The organism is Sphingomonas sp. M6A6_1c (assembly GCF_053345135.1).
Window position 1 is genome coordinate 119,812 of sequence record NZ_JBKEZO010000004.1, and the last position, 17,639, is coordinate 137,450.

At 68.3% G+C, this 17,639-nt stretch carries 22 protein-coding genes and 1 tRNA gene; 19 read left to right on the forward strand and 4 right to left on the reverse strand.

Annotated features, from left to right (window positions below; translation table 11 throughout):
- The first annotated feature begins 56 nt into the window (after nt 1-56).
- From ACLBWH_RS09110 to ACLBWH_RS09140, 7 genes are all read left to right on the forward strand, one after another.
- Nucleotides 57-851, forward strand: coding sequence for an aspartyl/asparaginyl beta-hydroxylase domain-containing protein (locus ACLBWH_RS09110; protein WP_447798349.1), 795 nt, complete (start codon nt 57-59; stop codon nt 849-851).
- A 102-nt stretch (nt 852-953) separates the two neighbouring features.
- Nucleotides 954-1,526, forward strand: coding sequence for a NifU family protein (locus tag ACLBWH_RS09115; RefSeq protein ID WP_322850465.1), 573 nt, complete (start codon nt 954-956; stop codon nt 1,524-1,526).
- Nucleotides 1,526-2,119, forward strand: coding sequence for a malonic semialdehyde reductase (locus ACLBWH_RS09120; RefSeq protein WP_447798351.1), 594 nt, complete (start codon nt 1,526-1,528; stop codon nt 2,117-2,119). Before ACLBWH_RS09115 ends, ACLBWH_RS09120 begins: the two co-directional genes overlap by 1 nt.
- Before the next feature lie 357 nt (nt 2,120-2,476).
- Nucleotides 2,477-3,118 (forward strand): tRNA (adenosine(37)-N6)-threonylcarbamoyltransferase complex dimerization subunit type 1 TsaB, encoded by a 642-nt coding sequence (gene tsaB / locus ACLBWH_RS09125; protein ID WP_447798353.1) that lies wholly within the window; start codon nt 2,477-2,479, stop codon nt 3,116-3,118.
- A complete protein-coding gene (gene rimI, locus ACLBWH_RS09130; protein WP_447798354.1) occupies nt 3,118-3,585 on the forward strand; it encodes a ribosomal protein S18-alanine N-acetyltransferase in 468 nt (155 codons plus the stop codon). The genes tsaB and rimI overlap by 1 nt, the downstream gene beginning before the upstream one ends.
- 63 nt (nt 3,586-3,648) lie before the next feature.
- The gene (locus tag ACLBWH_RS09135; protein ID WP_037534772.1) at nt 3,649-4,071 is read left to right on the forward strand and encodes a Fur family transcriptional regulator; all 423 of its coding nucleotides are present in this window, start codon (nt 3,649-3,651) and stop codon (nt 4,069-4,071) included.
- 602 nt (nt 4,072-4,673) lie between these two features.
- Nucleotides 4,674-5,393: a lysophospholipid acyltransferase family protein gene (locus tag ACLBWH_RS09140; protein ID WP_447798355.1), complete on the forward strand. Its 720-nt coding sequence runs from the start codon at nt 4,674-4,676 to the stop codon at nt 5,391-5,393.
- A 13-nt stretch (nt 5,394-5,406) separates the two neighbouring features.
- Here ACLBWH_RS09140 and ACLBWH_RS09145 read toward each other — a convergent pair whose 3' ends face one another.
- The gene (locus ACLBWH_RS09145; protein WP_447798356.1) at nt 5,407-6,207 is read right to left on the reverse strand and encodes a MipA/OmpV family protein; all 801 of its coding nucleotides are present in this window, start codon (nt 6,205-6,207) and stop codon (nt 5,407-5,409) included.
- A 171-nt stretch (nt 6,208-6,378) separates the two neighbouring features.
- On the opposite strand from ACLBWH_RS09145, the gene ACLBWH_RS09150 reads away from it, so the two are divergent.
- The 9 genes from ACLBWH_RS09150 to ACLBWH_RS09190 all read left to right on the forward strand — a co-directional run bounded on the left by ACLBWH_RS09150 (nt 6,379) and on the right by ACLBWH_RS09190 (nt 13,860).
- On the forward strand, nt 6,379-6,936 hold the full coding sequence (locus tag ACLBWH_RS09150; protein ID WP_447798358.1) for a DUF4142 domain-containing protein: 558 nt from the start codon (nt 6,379-6,381) through the stop codon (nt 6,934-6,936).
- Nucleotides 6,937-7,176: 240 nt separating this feature from the next.
- Nucleotides 7,177-8,517 (forward strand): tRNA (N6-isopentenyl adenosine(37)-C2)-methylthiotransferase MiaB, encoded by a 1,341-nt coding sequence (miaB, locus tag ACLBWH_RS09155; RefSeq protein WP_447798359.1) that lies wholly within the window; start codon nt 7,177-7,179, stop codon nt 8,515-8,517.
- A 116-nt stretch (nt 8,518-8,633) separates the two neighbouring features.
- A complete protein-coding gene (locus tag ACLBWH_RS09160) occupies nt 8,634-9,632 on the forward strand; it encodes a PhoH family protein (protein WP_447798361.1) in 999 nt (332 codons plus the stop codon).
- A 50-nt stretch (nt 9,633-9,682) separates the two neighbouring features.
- Nucleotides 9,683-9,931, forward strand: coding sequence for a type II toxin-antitoxin system VapB family antitoxin (locus tag ACLBWH_RS09165; RefSeq protein ID WP_447798363.1), 249 nt, complete (start codon nt 9,683-9,685; stop codon nt 9,929-9,931).
- Complete coding sequence (locus tag ACLBWH_RS09170) at nt 9,928-10,323, forward strand: type II toxin-antitoxin system VapC family toxin (protein ID WP_447798365.1); 396 nt, start codon at nt 9,928-9,930, stop codon at nt 10,321-10,323. Before ACLBWH_RS09165 ends, ACLBWH_RS09170 begins: the two co-directional genes overlap by 4 nt.
- The gene (gene ybeY, locus ACLBWH_RS09175) at nt 10,320-10,832 is read left to right on the forward strand and encodes an rRNA maturation RNase YbeY (RefSeq protein ID WP_447798366.1); all 513 of its coding nucleotides are present in this window, start codon (nt 10,320-10,322) and stop codon (nt 10,830-10,832) included. Before ACLBWH_RS09170 ends, ybeY begins: the two co-directional genes overlap by 4 nt.
- 10 nt (nt 10,833-10,842) lie before the next feature.
- The gene (locus ACLBWH_RS09180; RefSeq protein WP_322850407.1) at nt 10,843-11,751 is read left to right on the forward strand and encodes a hemolysin family protein; all 909 of its coding nucleotides are present in this window, start codon (nt 10,843-10,845) and stop codon (nt 11,749-11,751) included.
- Nucleotides 11,752-11,779: 28 nt separating this feature from the next.
- Complete coding sequence (locus ACLBWH_RS09185) at nt 11,780-12,265, forward strand: hypothetical protein (protein WP_447798369.1); 486 nt, start codon at nt 11,780-11,782, stop codon at nt 12,263-12,265.
- Nucleotides 12,266-12,513: 248 nt separating this feature from the next.
- On the forward strand, nt 12,514-13,860 hold the full coding sequence (locus ACLBWH_RS09190) for a PQQ-dependent sugar dehydrogenase (protein ID WP_447798371.1): 1,347 nt from the start codon (nt 12,514-12,516) through the stop codon (nt 13,858-13,860).
- A gap of 177 nt (nt 13,861-14,037) precedes the next feature.
- Here the strand turns inward: ACLBWH_RS09190 and ACLBWH_RS09195 are convergent, their stop codons facing one another.
- A complete protein-coding gene (locus ACLBWH_RS09195; RefSeq protein ID WP_322850404.1) occupies nt 14,038-14,256 on the reverse strand; it encodes a hypothetical protein in 219 nt (72 codons plus the stop codon).
- Nucleotides 14,257-14,552: 296 nt separating this feature from the next.
- Here ACLBWH_RS09195 and ACLBWH_RS09200 point away from each other — a divergent pair, with 296 nt between their 5' ends.
- Nucleotides 14,553-14,768, forward strand: a complete 216-nt coding sequence (locus ACLBWH_RS09200; RefSeq protein WP_037534615.1) for a cold-shock protein — start codon at nt 14,553-14,555, stop codon at nt 14,766-14,768.
- A 244-nt stretch (nt 14,769-15,012) separates the two neighbouring features.
- Here the strand turns inward: ACLBWH_RS09200 and ACLBWH_RS09205 are convergent.
- Nucleotides 15,013-15,088, reverse strand: a tRNA-Ala gene (locus ACLBWH_RS09205).
- 83 nt (nt 15,089-15,171) lie between these two features.
- The gene (locus ACLBWH_RS09210) at nt 15,172-15,492 is read right to left on the reverse strand and encodes a TIGR02300 family protein (RefSeq protein WP_037534617.1); all 321 of its coding nucleotides are present in this window, start codon (nt 15,490-15,492) and stop codon (nt 15,172-15,174) included.
- A gap of 121 nt (nt 15,493-15,613) precedes the next feature.
- On the opposite strand from ACLBWH_RS09210, the gene aroA reads away from it, so the two are divergent.
- Both aroA and cmk read left to right on the forward strand, forming a co-directional pair.
- Nucleotides 15,614-16,945, forward strand: coding sequence for a 3-phosphoshikimate 1-carboxyvinyltransferase (gene aroA, locus ACLBWH_RS09215; RefSeq protein ID WP_447798373.1), 1,332 nt, complete (start codon nt 15,614-15,616; stop codon nt 16,943-16,945).
- Nucleotides 16,942-17,604, forward strand: a complete 663-nt coding sequence (gene cmk, locus ACLBWH_RS09220) for a (d)CMP kinase (protein ID WP_447798375.1) — start codon at nt 16,942-16,944, stop codon at nt 17,602-17,604. The genes aroA and cmk overlap by 4 nt, the downstream gene beginning before the upstream one ends.
- The last annotated feature ends 35 nt before the right edge of the window (nt 17,605-17,639 follow it).

Genomic DNA, 17,639 nt, shown 5'->3' on the forward strand with positions numbered 1-17,639 from the left:
ATCGCAGGGGCAGCCGGACCGCGCTGGGCGCGGCACGATTCGATGATGGTAAGCGTATGACGATCGGCACGAAGGACGCGGCGCCCGCAATGTGGCGAAACTCTGGCACGCCGCTGGCGGCGGAGCCGGGCCGGCCGCTGATCATCCGCATCGGCAAGCATTTGCGTGGGCTCTTCGACCGGATGATCGCCGCCTCGTCGCTGGTCGCCAACGATCCGGTGCTCGACATGCGCCATTTCGGCTGGACCGCGCTGCTGCGCGACCAGTGGCACACGATCCGCGACGAGGCGGCGGCGGTGGCGCTGCAGGGCCAGCCGGCGCCGAGCCTCGCGACGATCTCCCCCGACCACCGGTCGATCGCCGAGGTCGACAAATGGCGCTCCTTCTTCCTGTGGGGCTATGGCTATCCGATCGAGGACAATCTGGCGCGCTGTCCGGCGACGCAGGCGCTGGTCGCGCGCATTCCGGGGCTCAACAGCGCCTTCTTCTCGATCCTCGCGCCCGGCACGCATATCCCGGCGCATCGCGGCGTCACCAAGGGGCTGATCACCTGCCACCTCGGCCTGTTCGTGCCGCGCGACGGCGACGTGCGGATGCGCGTCGGCGACCGCATCGTCCGCTGGGCGGAGGGCGAGACCCTGGTGTTCGACGACACCTACGACCACGAGGTGTGGAACGACAGCGCCGGCACGCGCGTGGTGCTGCTGGTCCAGTTCGCCCGGCCGCTGCGCAATCCCGGCAAGTGGATCGCGGACCTGTTCCTCGGCGTCGTGCGCCGCTCGCCCTTCGTGCAGGAGGCGCGCGCCAACATCCGCGCCTGGAACGCCGCGGTGAAGCAACTCGAAGTCTGACCCTGTCCTCCCCCGCGCGGGGGAGGAATTGCGAGGCGGCGGAAACAATCCCTTTCCGCCGTTGCGCTTGATCCCCCGCCCCCCACGGTCCACATGACCCTCATGCTGATCGAGACCGAAACCACGCCCAACCCGGCGACGCTCAAGTTCCTGCCCGGCCGCATCGTCATGGATGCCGGCACGCGCGACTTCGCCACGCCCGAAGAGGCCGAGTCGAGCCCGCTCGCCGAGATGCTGTTCGCGCTGGGCGACGTCACCGGCGTCTTCTTCGGCCGCGACTTCGTGTCGGTCACCGCCGCGCCCGGCGTCGAATGGCACAGCCTCAAGCCCGACGTGCTCGCCATCCTGCTCGACCATTTCGCCGCCAACATGCCGCTGTTCCGCCAGGGCAGCGCCGGCTTCAGCGTGCCGGTCGACGAGGCGGTGCTGACCGACGATCCCGCCGATGCCGACATCGTCGCGCAGATCCGCGAGCTGATCGACACCCGCGTCCGCCCCGCGGTGGCGAACGACGGCGGCGACATCGTCTATCGCGGCTTCGACAAGGGCAAGGTGTTCCTGCGCATGCAGGGCGCCTGCGCCGGCTGCCCCTCGTCCAGCGCGACGCTGAAGAGCGGCATCGAGCAGCTCCTCAAATATTACGTCCCCGAAGTCACCGAGGTGCGAGCCGTCTGATGTCCGAGCCCCTGACCGATACCGCGCTCGACCGCATCTTCCGCACCGCGCGCAGCTTCAACAGCTACACCGACCGGCCGGTGGGCGAGGACCGGCTCCACGCGATCTGGGAGCTGATGAAATGGGGCCCGACCAGCGCCAACCAATTGCCCGCACGCCTGGTCTGGTGCGTCAGCGACGCGGCGAAGGCGAAGCTCGCCGCCTGCGCCTCGGACACCAATCAGGGCAAGATCCTCAAGGCGCCGGTCAGCGTCATCATCGCCATGGACGTCGAATTCCACGAGAATCTGCCCGAGCTGTTCCCGCATGTCGACGCCAAGGCGTGGTTCGACGGCAACACCGAATTGCGCACCGCCTCGGCCGTCCGCAACTCGACGCTGCAGGGCGCCTATTTCATCATCGCCGCACGCGCGCTCGGGCTTGATACCGGGCCGATGTCGGGTTTCGACCAGGGCGCGGTCGACAAGGCGTTCTTCGCCGACCGGCCGGGCGTACGGACCAATTTCATCTCGACGCTGGGCTATGGCGATCCCGCCAGCCTCCACGACCGCCTGCCGCGGCCGGGATTCGAACGGTTCAACACGATAGCATAAACCTAAGTTCTCTGCCGCCAGGGGCAGGGCTATCGGGTGTGCATTGGCACAGACATACCCCGTCATGCCGGACTTGATCCGGCATCCCGCTTCTTTGCACCGCCCGAAGAAGCGGACCCCGGCGCAAGGCCGGGGTGACGGAGTGGCTTTGGAAACCCGTCCGGCTTACATAGACGCGCATATGCGATAGCCCTCCCCCGCCAAGGGGAGTTGGCAGGCCGGAGGCCCGACGGAGGGGGAGGATACGACGACGTTGATCGTATGCGGCGACGCCCCCCTTCCCCGCTTCGCGAGGGAGGGATTGCGCCGAATCTCGTGCTTGTCCCCCGCGCCCGTGTGTCGCAAAGCATTCCAAACATGACCGACGCTTCTTCCCGCATCCTCGTCATCGATACCGCGACCGCCGCCTGCTCGGTCGCGCTGATCGAGGCCGGCGAGGTCATCGCCGCCCAGCATCGCGAGGTCGGCCGCGGCCACGCCGAGCAATTGCTGCCGATGATCGCCGATCTGCCCGACGGCGGCCGCGCCGCGCACATCATGGTCGATGTCGGCCCGGGCAGCTTCACCGGCCTGCGCGTCGGCATCGCCGCCGCCCGCGGCCTAGCGCTCGGCTGGGACGCCACCGTTGCGGGCTATTCCAGCCTGTCGCTGATCGCCGCCGCCGATTTCGCCGCCGGCCGCCACGGCGAGATCGCGGTGATGCTGGAAGGCGGCCATGGCGAGGTGTTCGTCCAGTCCTTCGCCGCCGGCCCCGTCGCGCTCGACGCGCTCGCCTCGTCGAAGCCCGAAGCGGCGATCGCCGCGCTCGGCGATCGCTACCCCGTCGGCAACGGCATCCGCTGGCTGCAACAGGTCGCGCCCGATCTCGCCGGCCGCCCCGCCCTGCCCGATGCCGCCGACGCGCTGCTGCTGCCCGAGGCGCTCGCGACGCTGCCGCCGCGCCCGCTCTACGGCCGCGCGCCCGACGCCAAGCTGCCCGGCGGAAGGACGCCCGGCTGATGGCGACCCGGCAGGTGCTGCTGCGCACCGGCGACGCGCGCGACGTCGCCGCGGTCGACGCGCTGATGACCGCGGCGTTCGAACCGCGCTTCGGCGAGGCGTGGACGCGCAACCAGTGCCTCGGCGTGCTGGCGATGCCCGGCGTCCGGCTGACGCTCGCTTATGTCGACGACACCGCCGCCGGCTTCGCGATGGTGCGCAGCGTCGCCGACGAGGCGGAATTGCTGCTGCTCGCGGTCGATCCCGCCTGGCGCCGCCGCGGCATCGCCCGCGCCCTGCTCCGCGGCGTCATCGCGGAGGCGCAGGCGAACGGCATCGCCGACCTGCATCTCGAGGTGCGCGAGGGCAATGACGCGGTCCGCCTCTACACCGAACAGGGATTTGCCAAGGTCGGCGAGCGGCGCAATTACTATCGCGGCAAGACCGGTCAGGCGTTCGACGCGCACACCTATCGCCGCGCGATCTGACCATCTGCTTTTTGCGAGTCGGTTTCGCTTTTCGCAACAAGCCACCTGCACTACACAAGGGATATGCCCCGCAAGATCGATCTCGAAGCCCTGTGCAACCAGAAGGGCCTGCGTATCACCGAACAGCGCCGCGTCATCGCGCGCGTCCTGTCCGAAGCCGAGGACCATCCCGACGTCGAGAAGGTCTATGAGCGCGCCTCGGCGATCGATCCGGGCATCTCGATCGCCACCGTCTATCGCACGGTGCGCCTGTTCGAGGAGGCGGGCATCCTCGACCGCCACGATTTCGGCGACGGCCGCGCCCGCTACGAGCCTTCGCCCGAGGCGCATCACGACCATCTGATCGACGTCGAGACCGGCAAGGTCATCGAGTTCGTCGATCCCGAGCTGGAACAGCTCCAGAAAGCGATCGCCGAAAAGCTCGGCTTCCGCCTCGTCGACCACCGCATGGAATTGTACGGCGTCAGCCTCGACCGCAAGGTGTGATCGGCGCGGTCGTTGCGTGACCAGGGCGGGATCGACGTTCGGAATGCGCAACAAATTCCTCCCCCGCCAGGGGGAGGTGGCGCGGCGAAGCCGTGACGGAGGGGGAGGTAAGCGATGTCTTGTGTTGCGTGTCCTCCCCCTCCGTCATGCCTTCGGCATGCCACCTCCCCCTGGCGGGGGAGGAATTTGCGCGAATGTTGATCGGCCCTGGCAGAACGGCCTTCCGAGCCACCTGTCACTCGTCACATCAATCACACTCGGCGGCAGGTATGAGCGCAATCGATCACCCAGAAAGGTCCGTCACCCCGGACCCGTTCGAAGCCTCCGCGAAAGTCGGTCCGTGACACACCAGGCGTGTACCCCGGCGGAGGCCGGGGCCCAGTTGGGCGAAGCTTGGTCATGACTTACCGTGGCTTTCCCAACTGGGCCCCGGCCTTCGCCGGGGTACATCGGTTGTTCTGCAAAGGTCCTGGCCCGTTCCGGGGTTCACCGGGCTGCCGCCGGGCCGTCTCCCTTCAAGCCATCCTCCTCGCTGCCAAATGGACCCCGGGAAAAGCCCCGGATGACGGAGCGGTCGTGACACCGGCAATACCCCGACCCCGATGATCCCCAATCTCCGCCTCGCCGCGCGCCTGCTCGCGCTCGTCGTCGCCCTCCTCGGCGGGCTCGCGCTGCACGGCGTCTGGCGGCTGTTCCGGCGGCGCTCGCCCTGGCCGCGGCGCTTCCTCGGGCTGGTTGCGCGGATCGTCGGGGCGCGGGTGCGCGTCGTCGGCACGCCGCTCGCCAACGACGTGGTGTTCCTCAGCAACCATCTCAGCTGGATCGACATCCTCGCCATCGCCGGCGCCACCGGCAGCGCCTTCGTCGCCAAGGGCGAGTTGCGCGGCGTGCCGCTGGTCGGCTGGCTGTGCACGCTCAACCGCACCCTCTTCGTCAGCCGCGACGACCGGTTGCAGGTGACCGCTCAGATCGCGCAGCTCCGCGCCGCGATCGGCGCCGGCGGACCGGTGACCGTCTTCCCCGAAGGCACCACCGGCGACGGCGTCACCCTGTTGCCGTTCAAGGCGGCGCTGCTCGCCGCGCTCGACCCGCCGCCGCCGGGGGTGCGCGTCCAGCCGATCCGGGTCGATTACGGCGCGGCGACGCCCGAACTCGCCTGGGTAGGCGACGAGCCCGGCGGTGCGCATGCGCTGCGCGTGCTGCGCCGGCGGGGACGCTTCCCGGTGACGCTCCACCTGCTCGCGCCGTTCGATCCCGCCGCGGCGGGCAATCGCAAGGCGATCGCCACGCGGGCACGGGCGGCGATCGAGGACGCCGCCTGAACCCGCCGCGGCGTCAATGCACGCCGGCGCCGAACGTATAGCTCAACGCCAGCCCGGCCGACGGCTGGCTGCGCGAACCGAAAGCGCGCACCACCGGCGAACGGCCGGGATCGCCGACCAGCCGGTCGTATTTGGCATAGGCCGATACGCCCCAATGCGGGGTCAGCTGACGCAAGGCGCCCGCGGTCGCCCCCACCGCCTGCACGCCGCCGTCCGCCTTGAACGCCGGCAGCCCGGCGAAGGCCGCATCCGCAGCGGCGACGCCGAAATAGGCGCGATTGTAGCGGGCGCCCGCCAGCGTGACCCGCGGTCCGATCGAAAACAGCCAGCGGTCGGCGTCGCGCGCGATATAATCCGCGCCCACCACGCCGATCAGCCCCTTATGGCCGCCCAGCCCCTGCCGCGCCTCGACCCGCAGCCGGAACGCGTCGCTCACCGCATATTGCACGAAGCCGCCCAGTTCGAAGGTGGCGCCGACGCCCGGCAGCCGTCCGCCGACGTCGCGGCTGCGCCGCCGCCCCTCGAACCCGATCGCCGGCCCGAACTGGAACCGGTCGCCGCGCAATATGGGAAAGCCCGCGCTTTCGTCGGGCGCTTCGAAGGCGAAGGGCGTGTCGCCACGCGTCCGCGACACGTCGACGAACGGCCGCAGCGCGATCGCATCGGACCCCGGATAGCGCGGCACCAGTTGCGGCCCCAGCCCCACCCGCGTGCGCCGTGGCGCATCGGCCTCGGCGTCCTGCGCCATGGCGGTCGTGGCGCCGCAGCCGGTGGCGATCAGCAGGGTGAGGGCGGAGCGCGTCATCATCGTCATGACCCGACCGTACAGCCTTTCGGCGGAATGGCGAGCCGCATGCCACCGTCCGATGGCTTTGCAACATTGCCTCACTTCAAGGGCGATCGGGCACAGAATTGGCCAAGTCTAGGCAAGCGAGGAACGGCTTTGACCGGCAGTCGTTGGGCAGCTTGATTCAAGGAGATAGACATGCGCAAGATATTGATCTGTATCAGTACGATCGCCCTCGCCGCGACATCTGCGGGTGCGCTGGCACAGGACGCCGGCACGATGACCCCGACCCAGGTCGGCGCGACGCCGCTCGCCGGAACGCCGGCGCAGAACTACGTCACCTGGGCCGCCGATGGCGACATGTACGAAATCCAGTCGAGCAAGATCGCGCTTACCAAGGCGAAGAGCCAGGCGACCAAGGATTTCGCGCGCGAGATGATCGCCGATCACATGCAGACCACCAAGTCGCTAATGGCGGCGCTGCCCAAGACCGAGCCCAAGGTCGCCAAGCCCGGCAAGGCGCTGTCCGCACCCAATGCGGCGAAGATCGCGGCGCTGAAATCGGCGCCCGCCGACGGCTTCGACGCGCTCTACATGCAGCAGCAGGCCGAGGCGCATAAGACCGCCTGGGCCCTCCACAAGGGCTATGCCAGCGACGGCCAGGACCCCGCGCTCCGCCAGGTCGCGACCAGCGCGGTGCCGATCATCGAAAAGCACCTCGCCCACGCCCAGGGCAGCGCCACCGGCACGATGTAATCCAATTCCTCCCCCGCCAGGGGAGGCAGCGCCATCGGAACGCTGTAACCCAATTCCTCCCCCGCCAGGGGGAGGTGGCAGCGCAAAGCGCTGACGGAGGGGGAGGATGGGGCGGAACCCGATAATCGCGCTCCCACCCCTCCTCCCTCTACCATTCGGCTGACGCCAAACGCCCCCCTGGCGGCCGAGGAACAGGTTACCCGCTGGCGACCACCCCCCACATCCTGTATGCGCGCCGGCATGACTCCCGCGGACAAACCCGAAGCCCCGCCCAAGACCTTCCACGTCAAGTCGTTCGGCTGCCAGATGAACGTCTACGACGGCGAGCGCATGGCCGAACTGATGGCCGCGGACGGGATGACCGCGACCGACGATCCCGATGCCGCCGATCTGGTCGTGCTCAACACCTGCCACATCCGCGATCGCGCCACCGAGAAGGTCTATTCGGACATCGGCCGGCTGCGCAAGAACGCCCGGCTCAACGCGCGCACCGCGCCGATGATCGCGGTCGCCGGCTGCGTCGCGCAGGCGGAGGGCGACGAGATCGTCCGTCGCGCCAAGGTCGACGTCGTCGTCGGCCCGCAGGCTTACCACAACCTTCCCGCCTTGGTCGCGAGCGCCGCCGCCGGCACCCCCAGCCTCGACACCGACATGCCGTTGCTGTCGAAGTTCGGCGCCCTGCCCGCGCGCCGCCGCGCCGGCCCCTCCGCCTTCCTCACCGTGCAGGAAGGCTGCGACAAATTCTGCACCTATTGCGTCGTCCCCTATACGCGCGGTGCCGAGGTCAGCCGCCCCTTCGCGGCGATCGTCGACGAGGCCAGGGCGCTGGTCGACGCCGGCGCGCGCGAGATCACGCTGCTCGGGCAGAACGTCAACGCCTGGGACGATGACGGGCGCGGGCTGCACGACCTGATCCGCGTGCTCGACCGCATCCCCGGCCTCGCCCGCCTCCGCTACACGACCAGCCACCCCAACGACATGCGCCAGGGGCTGATCGACGCGCACGGCGACGTCGAAAGCCTGATGCCTTTCCTCCATCTGCCGGTGCAGGCGGGCAGCGATCGCATCCTCAGGGCGATGAACCGCAACCACGACACCGCCTCCTATCTGCGGCTGCTCGACCGGGTGCGCGCGGTGCGCCCCGATATCGCGCTGTCGGGCGACTTCATCGTCGGCTTTCCCGGCGAAACCGACGCGGAATTCGCCGAAACCCTGCGACTCGTCGAGGCGGTCGGATATGCCCAAGCCTACTCCTTCAAATACAGCCCCCGCCCCGGCACCCCCGCCGCCGGCATGGCCGGCGCGATCCCCGATGCGGTGATGGACGAGCGGCTGCAGCGGCTGCAGGCGGCGCTCGGCCGCGATCAGCAGGCGTTCAACCAAGCGAGCGTCGGCCGTAGCTGCGAGGTGCTGGTCGAACGCCGCGGCAAGCTCCCCGGCCAGATGCTCGGCAAGTCGCCATGGCTGCAATCGGTTCATCTGATCACCGATGCGGCGATCGGCGACATGGTGTCGGTCGACCTGCTCTCCGCCGGCCCGGTGTCGCTGGCCGGCGCGGAACGGGTGCGCGCGGCGGCCTGATGGACCCGCGGTGCGCGCGGCATCGCGGCTTCGCCGGAAACCCGGCTTTTGCCGCTTCCCTTTCGCCCGCCCGCATCCCACATTCCCGTCATGCCATCACGGCATGAAAGGACCGCATGAGTCGCAAGCCCGTCCCCGCCCGCTCCGGTGAACGCAGCCGGGCAGAGGTGTTGTTCGACAAGCCGCAATTGCTCGCCACGCTCTTCGGGCAATATGACCAGAATCTCGTCGCGCTCGAAAACCGGCTCGGCGTCTATATCACCGCCCGCGGCAATCGCGTCGGGCTGGAGGGCAGCGCCGAACATGTCGCGCTCGCCCGCGACGTGTTGCAGGACCTGTATCACCGCCTGCAACGCGGCGAGGAGGTCGACACCGGCCTCGTCGATGCCTCGATCGCGATGGCGTCCGAGCCGACGCTCGATGGCATCGTCAGCACCGAACGCGGCGCGATCCCCTCGGTGATGATCCGCACGCGCAAGAAGACGATCGTGCCGCGAACCCCGGCACAGGCGCATTACATGCGCGAACTGTCGACCAACGACATGATCTTCGCGCTCGGGCCGGCAGGCACCGGCAAGACCTATATCGCGGTCGCGCAGGCGGTGTCGCAGCTCATCACCGGCAGCGTCCAGCGCCTCATCCTGTCGCGCCCCGCGGTCGAGGCGGGCGAGAAGCTTGGCTTCCTGCCCGGCGACATGAAGGAAAAGGTCGATCCGTATCTGCGCCCGCTTTACGACGCGCTGCACGACTGCCTGCCCGCCGAGCAGGTCGAGCGCCGCATCGCAAGCGGCGAGATCGAGATCGCCCCGATCGCCTTCATGCGTGGCCGCACGCTGGCGGATGCGTTCGTCATCCTCGACGAGGCGCAGAACACCACGCCGGCGCAGATGAAGATGTTCCTTACCCGCTTCGGCCAGAACAGCCGGATGGTGATCTGCGGCGATCCCAACCAGACCGATCTGCCCGGCGGCGTCGGTTCGTCGGGGCTGGCGGATGCGACGATGCGGCTCGAAGGCGTCCAGGGCATTTCGATGACCCGCTTCACCGCCGCCGACGTCGTCCGCCATCCGATCGTGGGGCGGATCGTCGAGGCATACGAGGGACCGGGCGGTTGACGGGTCGGTATATCCCCGGTAAATTCTTGGGATATACCGGGACCTGAGCCATGGCATCATTGTATGTGAAGGACGAGGAGGCGAATGCGCTCGCGACCCTCCTCGCGCAGCGTCGCGGCATCTCCAAGACCGCTGCGGTGAAGCAGGCGCTCAGGCATGAGCTGGAGCGCGACACGGCGGCTCTGCCGTTGCGCGAGCGTATGCGGATCTGGCGGGAGGAGCACCCGCTCGGCGAACCGACCGGCCTGAAAGCCGACAAGGCGTTCTACGATTCGCTCAACGACGAGGATGACGATTGACCATCTTCGTCGACGCCTCCGCCATCGTCGCGATCATGGATGGCGAGCCGGAAGCGGACGCGTTTGCCGATACGATCGAGCGGCATGACGACCGCCGCTATTGTGCCCTCGGTGCATGGGAAGCGACGCGGGCCATAGCGCGGCTGCGAGACACGGACGTGGAAGAAGCCGCAAGAGCCGTCGACAGCTTCGTCCGGGAAGCCGGGTTGCGCATGGTCCCGATCGGCGCGACGGAAGCGCAGGTCGCAATCGCGGCGCATTCCCGCTACGGCAAGGGCCGCCACCCCGCCCGCCTCAACATGGGCGATTGCTTCGCTTATGCCTGTGCCAAGGCGCACGACGCCCGCCTGCTCTACAAGGGCGACGATTTCTCGCATACGGACCTCGCATGATCCAGATCGAACTTGCCCGCGAAGAACCTTGGCCCGCCGATACCGACTGGGATGCGCTCGCCACCCGCGCCACCCGTGCCGCGATCGAGTGCACGCCGCATGGCGAACTGCTCACTGCCGCCGCCACGGTCGAGATCAGCATCCGCTTCACCTCCGATGAAGAGGTGGGCACGCTTAACGCGCAATATCGACACAAGGACAAGCCGACCAACGTCCTGTCCTTTCCGATGGTCCAGCCCGATCTGATCGACACGGTCAGCCAGAACAGCGACGATGGCGAGCTGCTGCTCGGCGACATCGTCATGGCCTATGGCGTCTGTGAGAGCGAGGCGCGCGAGAAGGGCGTCAGCGTCGCCGAACATGCCACGCACCTGCTGGTGCACGGCACGCTGCATCTGCTAGGCTATGACCATATGGGGGACGAAGAAGCCGAAGCGATGGAGGATATCGAGCGTCAGGCGCTCGCCACGCTCGGCATCGCCGACCCCTATCTGATACGAGAGGACTGATACGGCCGCCATGGCAGACGACCGAAGTAGCGCCGGCAACGGCGATCCCAGCGAATCGAACATCTGGCGCGGGTTGAAGACGTTGATCTTCGGCGGCACGCACGAAGAATCCCTCCGCGACCAGCTGGAGGAGGCGATCGACCGGCACGAGGACGATCCCGCGCCGGACGCCAAGGGCGATCTGACCCCGCTCGAGCGGCAGATGGTGCGCAACCTGCTCCATTTCGGCGAGCGCGACGCCGGCGACGTCGGCGTGCCCCGTGCGGATATCGTGGCGGTCGAGGAAGCCACCACTTTCGCGCATCTCGTCCAGATCTTCGCGGAAGCCGGCCACAGCCGCCTGCCGGTCTATCGCGGCGAGCTCGATACGATCATCGGCATGGTTCATATCAAGGACGTGTTCGCGATCCTCGCCACCGGCGCCGAGCATCCGGCCGATCTGTCGGGGCTGATCCGCGAGCCGCTGTACGTGCCGATGTCGCGCGGCGCGCTCGACCTGCTCGCCGACATGCGCGCGAGCCACGTCCATCTCGCGGTGGTGCTCGACGAATATTCGGGCACCGAAGGCCTCGTCACGATCGAGGACCTCATCGAGGAGATCGTCGGCGAGATCGAGGACGAGCATGACGAGGCACCCGAGGCGCTGCTCGTGCCGATCGACGGCGGCGCTTGGGATGCGGATGCGCGCGCCGAACTGGAGGATGCCGCGACGCTGATCGACCCGCGTTTGGGCGAGACCGATCACGACGTCGACACGCTGGGCGGGCTTGCCGCGGTGCTGGCGGGGCACGTGCCGACCGTCGGCGAATGCGTCGATCATCCCAGCGGCTGGAAGCTCGAGGTGCTCGATGCCGACGAACGCCGCATCCACCGCCTGCGCCTGCATCCACCGGTCGCGCAGGAGATCGAGGACGATTGAGGCTGCGGTCAGCCTCCGTTCAGCCGCGATGGCAATCATCAGTGCGAACGGACGGGAGGTGTGGATGCAACGCTTGTCGAACGATCCGCGGACGATCCCGCCCATCCTCACCCTGTCGACGGCTGCGCCGTCTCTTCCCTCTCCCGTCGCGAGAGGGAAGAAGGCGTGTCGCGTCGAAAGGATGAGGGCGGCCCGGCACGCGCTCACGTGGCTCTCCGCGATCTTCCCCACGCCGGCGCTGGCGCAGGCGTGGGCAACGATCCGCGCCACCCCGTCCTCACCGGCCGCCTATCAGGTCGCCAAGAACCACGATGACATCCGCGCCGGCCACCGATCCGGCCAGCTCTCCAAAGCCGAAGCCCGTGACCTCCGCCGTGAAAACGCCCGCGTCGGCGATCTCGCCGCAAGCGATGCGAAAGGCGGCCCAACCGACTCGCAAGCCGCCTTCGCCCAATCCGCCGCCGAAGCCACCCATGGCCTTATCGTCGCCAAACGGACGCGCGCCGGTAAGTAATCGCTCCTTTCGATCACGACCTTCGCGGATTCGCGATTTCCCGATCTGTCCTGCTGAGTTAGCTATGTGCCCATATAGGCGCGTCGCAGCAGATCCGAGCGCGCACGCCGAGCCTCCAGCCCTTCTTCCCGCCGCGGGGTGGACCCCGGAACCAGTCCGGGGTGACGAGATAGGTTGGGACGGTGGGCGCTTTGGCACCCCACACCTTTCCCCTTCCGCGCCGCCCCCCGCGCCCCTATCGTGCCCCTATGCTCAAGCACGTCCTGCGCGTCGCCGCGCTTCTTGTCGTGATCGCCATCGCGGTGGTCGTCTATCTCGCCTGGCCCGATACCGCGCAGGTGCCGTTCGACCGGGTGACCGGCAAACGACCGCAGATCGTCGCGCCGCGCGAACAGACGCTGCCGACGGTCAAGGTCGCCGATGTCGTCGGCTGGCAGGGCAACGAGACCCCCACCCCCGCCGCCGGCCTGACCGTCAAGGCCTTCGCCAAAAACCTCGACCATCCGCGCTGGCTCTATCGCCTGCCCAATGGCGACGTGCTGGTTGCCGAGACCAACAGCCCGCCGCGCCGGGGCGGCGGCATCAAGGGCTGGGTGATGGGCCTGCTGCTCGGCAAGGCCGGCGCCGGCGTGCCTTCGGCCAACCGCATCACGCTGCTGCGCGACGCGGACGGCGACGGCGTCGCCGAACAGCGCCACGTCTTCATGACCGGGCTTAACTCGCCGACCGGCATGGCGCTGCTCGACGGTCAGCTCTACGTCGCCAACACCGATTCGGTGGTGCGCGTGCCCTATACCGAAGGCGCGACGCAGATCGCCGCCAAGCCCGAACTGGTCGTCCAGCTCAACGGCGGCGGCAACCATTGGGCGCGCACCCTTGTCGCCGCGCCCGACGGCCGCACGCTGTTCGTCGGCGTCGGCTCGTCGTCGAACATCGCCGAAAACGGGCTCGACGCCGAGAAATACCGCGCCAACATCCTCGAGGTCTATCCCAAGGAGAAGACCTTCCGCGTCTACGCCTCCGGTCTGCGCAACCCGCAGGGGATGGCGATCAGCCCGTTCAACAAGCAGCTGTGGACGGTGGTCAACGAGCGCGACATGCTCGGCTCCGACCTCGCGCCCGATTATCTGACGCAGGTCGAGCTCGGCGACCAGTTCGGCTGGCCGTGGTTCTATTGGGGCGGCTATCCCGACACCCGCGTCGAGCCGGCGCGGCCCGAATTGCAGCAATATTCGAAACGCCCCGATTATGCGCTCGGGCCGCACGTCGCGGCGCTCGGCCTGACCTTCGCCGGCGACGTCAAGCTCGGCGACCGCTTCGCGCAGGGCGCCTTCATCGGCGAGCATGGCTCCTGGAACCGCAAGCCGGTGTCGGGGTACAAGGTCGTGTTCGTGCCCTTCGCGGCACGCGGCTTCCCCGCCGATGGCGCCAAGCCCGTCGACGTGCTGAGCGGCTTCCTCGATGCGGATGGCAAGGCACGCGGCCGCCCCGTCGGCGTGACCGGCGACCGCACCGGCGCGCTGCTGGTCGCGGACGACGTCGGCAACACGATCTGGCGGGTGGCCGGGGGAAAGCAAGGCGAGGCCCGCAGATAGTCATCGCGACGTTGTCGCCGGGGACGACACCCGGGCGGCCTCGTCTCCGGATGACGAAATTTCTACGAAATTACCCAGTGCTCCTGCGAAAGCGGGAGCACTACGCTGATGTACCGAAGTCGGGGGCTTTCGCCGTGCCCTCGATGATCGGGGCGGCCGATGCCGCCCCTTGCGATCCTATGCCGTCCGCAGACGCAGCGGCGTGCGCTCCACCGCGCCGGACAGCACCTTGCGGCCGAACACGCGGTTCATCGTCGCGGCGCCATCGGCGTTGGTCAGCACGACCCGCGTCCCGCCCGAGGCGAGCGTCTCGATCGCGCTGATCGTCACCTTGTGCTTGCGGCACAAAGCTTCGACATCGGGCTTGGCGGCTTTGACGTTGATGGCACGCGACATGCGGGTCTCCCATAGGCAGCGGGAGCGCATATCATCTCTCAGTCGGGCCATGCGCAGAGTGGAGCAGCCCGATGCTCTCCAAATGGACCCTGCTGCGCTGCGGCGCAAGCCTTCGTGGCCCAGCTACGTCCACCCCTTGCCGAATGACGCGGCATGCGCCATATAGGGGATGCTAGAGTCGCACATCGACGGTCTACGGCGTGCTTTGCGGCTCCCTCTTCCTTCCTTCCCTGCTTCGTACGCGATTTGGCGCGTCGGTAATCGTACCGTCGTGCCGCAAGAAGAAAGGATCTGCCATGAGCAGCATCACCGGCACCGTAAAGTTCTTCAACGCCGACAAGGGCTATGGCTTCGTCGCACCCGATACGGGCGGCGCGGATGCGTTCGTCCACATCACGGCGGTGGAGCGCGCCGGCATGGCGACGCTGAACCAGAACCAGCGCATCAGCTACGACCTGGAGCAGGACCGTCGGGGCAAGACCTCGGCCGTCAACCTTCAGCCGGTCGACTGATCGGTTTCGGACGGGGCGGGTCACACCGCCCTGCCCGGCCTGAACGCAAAAGCCCGCGGGAAACCGCGGGCTTTTTTGTGTCCGGATCCGCCGCCATCGCCACGCGCTTCAGGATGGCGTCGCCTCCGATCCCGTCCGTGCAAGAACAGCGCAAACGAAAACGGCGCCCGTCACCGAAGTGACAGCCGCTGGATCGACCCGATGCTTTGGAAACTCTGCCGCCACAGCGACAGAACGGAACGAATGGTGGAGCCGAGGGGGATCGAACCCCTGACCTCTGCAATGCCATTGCAGCGCTCTCCCAGCTGAGCTACGGCCCCATTCGTTCCGGGAGGCGCCCCACTAGCGGGGGCGCCGGGGCATGGCAAGCGCTGAATTCGCGCCGGCCATGCCTTTTTTCAGATCAATGTTCGTCTTCGTCGTTCGGCGCTTCCACGCCCAGGTCGTCGTCGCCGCCGAGATCGACCTCGTCATCGGCCGAGGGCTCTTCCTCTTCGCCCAGCGCTTCCAGATCCTCGTCCTCGCCTTCCAGGTCGCGATCGGCTTCCTTGGTGTCGGGCTTGGCCTGCTCGAACGGCAGCGGCTGCTTGGACTTCAGGATCGGCTCCGGATTCCACGTCGTGCCGCAGTTGATGCAGGTGACGGGATCGTCCTTTTCGAGGTCGTAGAAGCGCGTGGCGCATTTCGGGCACGTACGCTTCGTGCCCCATTCCGGCTTGATCATGCCGCGGTGTGCCTTTCGGAATTGGGTGTCGCAGGCAAAGGTTGCCCCCGCCTGTAGATTGGGCCCGTGAGTTGGTGGGCGCCTTGCCATAGCGCAAGGTGGCTGTCAAAGCCCTCGGCCCATGGCGCACCCCCTTCCCCAGGAACTGAGCGTGGCCCCGCGCGGGCCTCTCACCGGCACCCTCCAGGTTCCCGGCGACAAGTCGATCAGCCACCGCTCGCTGATGTTCTCGGCGCTCGCAATCGGCACCAGCCACATCACCGGCCTGCTCGAGGGCGAGGACGTGCTCGCCACCGCCGCGGCGCTCCGCGCGATGGGGGCGACGATCGAGCGCACCGGCGACGGCGCCTGGCGCGTCGACGGCGTCGGCGTCGGCGGCCTGCTGCAACCCGCGACCGCGCTGGAGATGGGCAACAGCGGCACCTCGACGCGGCTGCTGATGGGCCTCGTCGCCAGCCATCCGATCACCGCCACCTTCACCGGCGACGCCTCGCTGTCCGGCCGGCCGATGGGCCGCGTCATCGAACCGCTGTCGCAAATGGGTGCGGACGTCACCGCCAGCCCCGGCGGCAAGCTGCCGCTGATGCTGCGCGGTATGTGTCCGGCGGTGCCGATTACTTATACGCTTCCCGTCGCCTCGGCGCAGGTCAAGTCGGCGGTGCTGCTCGCCGGGCTCAACACGCCCGGCATCACCCGCGTCATCGAACCGGTCGCGACCCGCGACCACAGCGAACGGATGCTGCGCGGTTTCGGCGCCGACCTGACCATCGAGGACGGTCCCGAAGGCCGCATCATAGCCATCCATGGCGAGGCCGAGCTCAAGCCGCAGACGATCACCGTCCCCGGCGACCCCTCGTCGGCCGCCTTCTGGCTGGTCGCCGCGTCGATCGTCCCCGGCTCCGACCTCGTCGTCCGCAACGTCGGACTCAACGTCACCCGCACCGGGCTGATCGCCGCGCTGCGGCTGATGGGCGCTGATATCACCGAGCTCGACCGGCGCGAGGTCGGCGGCGAGCCGGTCGCCGACCTGCGCGTCCGCCACGCCGCGCTCACCGCGATCGACGTGCCGCCCGATCTCGCACCGAGCATGATCGACGAATATCCGGTGCTCTTCGTCGCCGCCGCCTTCGCCAAGGGCCGCACCGTCGCGCGCGGCGCGCACGAGCTGCGCGTCAAGGAATCGGACCGGATCGCCGCGATGAAGGCGGCGCTGGAGGCATGCGGCGTCCCCTGCGAGGAATATGAGGACGGGCTCGCGATCACCGGCACCGGCGGCGATGCGATCCCCGGCGGCGGTCGCGTCGCCTCCCGGCTCGATCACCGTATCGCGATGAGCATGACGGTGGCCGGCCTGCATGCGGCACGTCCCGTCACGATCGACGACGTCGCTCCGGTGGCGACCAGCTATCCCGTCTTCTATAAGACATTGGAAGAAGTGTCGGAGGAAGCATGATCATCGCAGTGGACGGCCCAGCAGCGTCGGGCAAGGGCACCATCGCCAAGGCGCTCGCGCAGCATTACGGCCTCCCGCATCTCGACACCGGTCTGCTCTATCGTGCCGTCGCGTTCAACGTGCAGCGACTTGAGCTCAACCCCGCCAAAGAGGCCGATGCGGTCGCCGCCTGCGACTTCGACGAGGCGTTGCTCGACGATCCCGTGCTGCGCACCGACGATGTCGGGCAGCTCGCGTCGATCGTCTCGGTCCATCCGCTGGTGCGCGCCTCGCTGCTGCAGCGCCAGAAGCGCTTCGCTCGCCAGCCCGGCGGCGCGGTGCTCGACGGCCGCGATATCGGCACGGTGATCGCGCCCGACGCCGACGCCAAATTGTTCGTCAAGGCGACCCCGCAGATCCGCGCGCAGCGCCGCCACAAGGAGTTGCTCGCCAAGGGGTTCGAGGTCACCTTCGTCAAGGTGCTGATGGACATCCGCGCCCGCGACACGCGCGACAGCGCCCGCTCCGCGGCGCCGCTCAGCATGGCCCCCGACGCCGCCCTGCTCGACACCAGCCAGATGACGATCGAGGCGAGCGTCGCCCGCGCGATCGCGATGGTCGAGGCCCGCGCCGCCACCCGCGCCCGCCAGCAGCCGAGCGCCGGCGCCAGCCCGGCCTGACGAACGCCGGGAGCGCCAGCGCGCTCACCTTGCCA

Bases quoted from the DNA above. Each gene is read 5' to 3' on its own strand.
- ACLBWH_RS09110 (WP_447798349.1), top strand. From the start codon at position 57: ATGACGATCGGCACGAAGGACGCGGCGCCCGCAATGTGGCGAAACTCT.
- ACLBWH_RS09115 (WP_322850465.1), top strand. From the start codon at position 954: ATGCTGATCGAGACCGAAACCACGCCCAACCCGGCGACGCTCAAGTTC.
- ACLBWH_RS09120 (WP_447798351.1), top strand. From the start codon at position 1,526: ATGTCCGAGCCCCTGACCGATACCGCGCTCGACCGCATCTTCCGCACC.
- tsaB (WP_447798353.1), top strand. From the start codon at position 2,477: ATGACCGACGCTTCTTCCCGCATCCTCGTCATCGATACCGCGACCGCC.
- rimI (WP_447798354.1), top strand. From the start codon at position 3,118: ATGGCGACCCGGCAGGTGCTGCTGCGCACCGGCGACGCGCGCGACGTC.
- ACLBWH_RS09135 (WP_037534772.1), top strand. From the start codon at position 3,649: ATGCCCCGCAAGATCGATCTCGAAGCCCTGTGCAACCAGAAGGGCCTG.
- ACLBWH_RS09140 (WP_447798355.1), top strand. From the start codon at position 4,674: ATGATCCCCAATCTCCGCCTCGCCGCGCGCCTGCTCGCGCTCGTCGTC.
- ACLBWH_RS09145 (WP_447798356.1), bottom strand. From the start codon at position 6,207: ATGACGATGATGACGCGCTCCGCCCTCACCCTGCTGATCGCCACCGGC.
- ACLBWH_RS09150 (WP_447798358.1), top strand. From the start codon at position 6,379: ATGCGCAAGATATTGATCTGTATCAGTACGATCGCCCTCGCCGCGACA.
- miaB (WP_447798359.1), top strand. From the start codon at position 7,177: ATGACTCCCGCGGACAAACCCGAAGCCCCGCCCAAGACCTTCCACGTC.
- ACLBWH_RS09160 (WP_447798361.1), top strand. From the start codon at position 8,634: ATGAGTCGCAAGCCCGTCCCCGCCCGCTCCGGTGAACGCAGCCGGGCA.
- ACLBWH_RS09165 (WP_447798363.1), top strand. From the start codon at position 9,683: ATGGCATCATTGTATGTGAAGGACGAGGAGGCGAATGCGCTCGCGACC.
- ybeY (WP_447798366.1), top strand. From the start codon at position 10,320: ATGATCCAGATCGAACTTGCCCGCGAAGAACCTTGGCCCGCCGATACC.
- ACLBWH_RS09180 (WP_322850407.1), top strand. From the start codon at position 10,843: ATGGCAGACGACCGAAGTAGCGCCGGCAACGGCGATCCCAGCGAATCG.
- ACLBWH_RS09185 (WP_447798369.1), top strand. From the start codon at position 11,780: ATGGCAATCATCAGTGCGAACGGACGGGAGGTGTGGATGCAACGCTTG.
- ACLBWH_RS09190 (WP_447798371.1), top strand. From the start codon at position 12,514: ATGCTCAAGCACGTCCTGCGCGTCGCCGCGCTTCTTGTCGTGATCGCC.
- ACLBWH_RS09195 (WP_322850404.1), bottom strand. From the start codon at position 14,256: ATGTCGCGTGCCATCAACGTCAAAGCCGCCAAGCCCGATGTCGAAGCT.
- ACLBWH_RS09200 (WP_037534615.1), top strand. From the start codon at position 14,553: ATGAGCAGCATCACCGGCACCGTAAAGTTCTTCAACGCCGACAAGGGC.
- ACLBWH_RS09210 (WP_037534617.1), bottom strand. From the start codon at position 15,492: ATGATCAAGCCGGAATGGGGCACGAAGCGTACGTGCCCGAAATGCGCC.
- aroA (WP_447798373.1), top strand. From the start codon at position 15,614: ATGGCGCACCCCCTTCCCCAGGAACTGAGCGTGGCCCCGCGCGGGCCT.
- cmk (WP_447798375.1), top strand. From the start codon at position 16,942: ATGATCATCGCAGTGGACGGCCCAGCAGCGTCGGGCAAGGGCACCATC.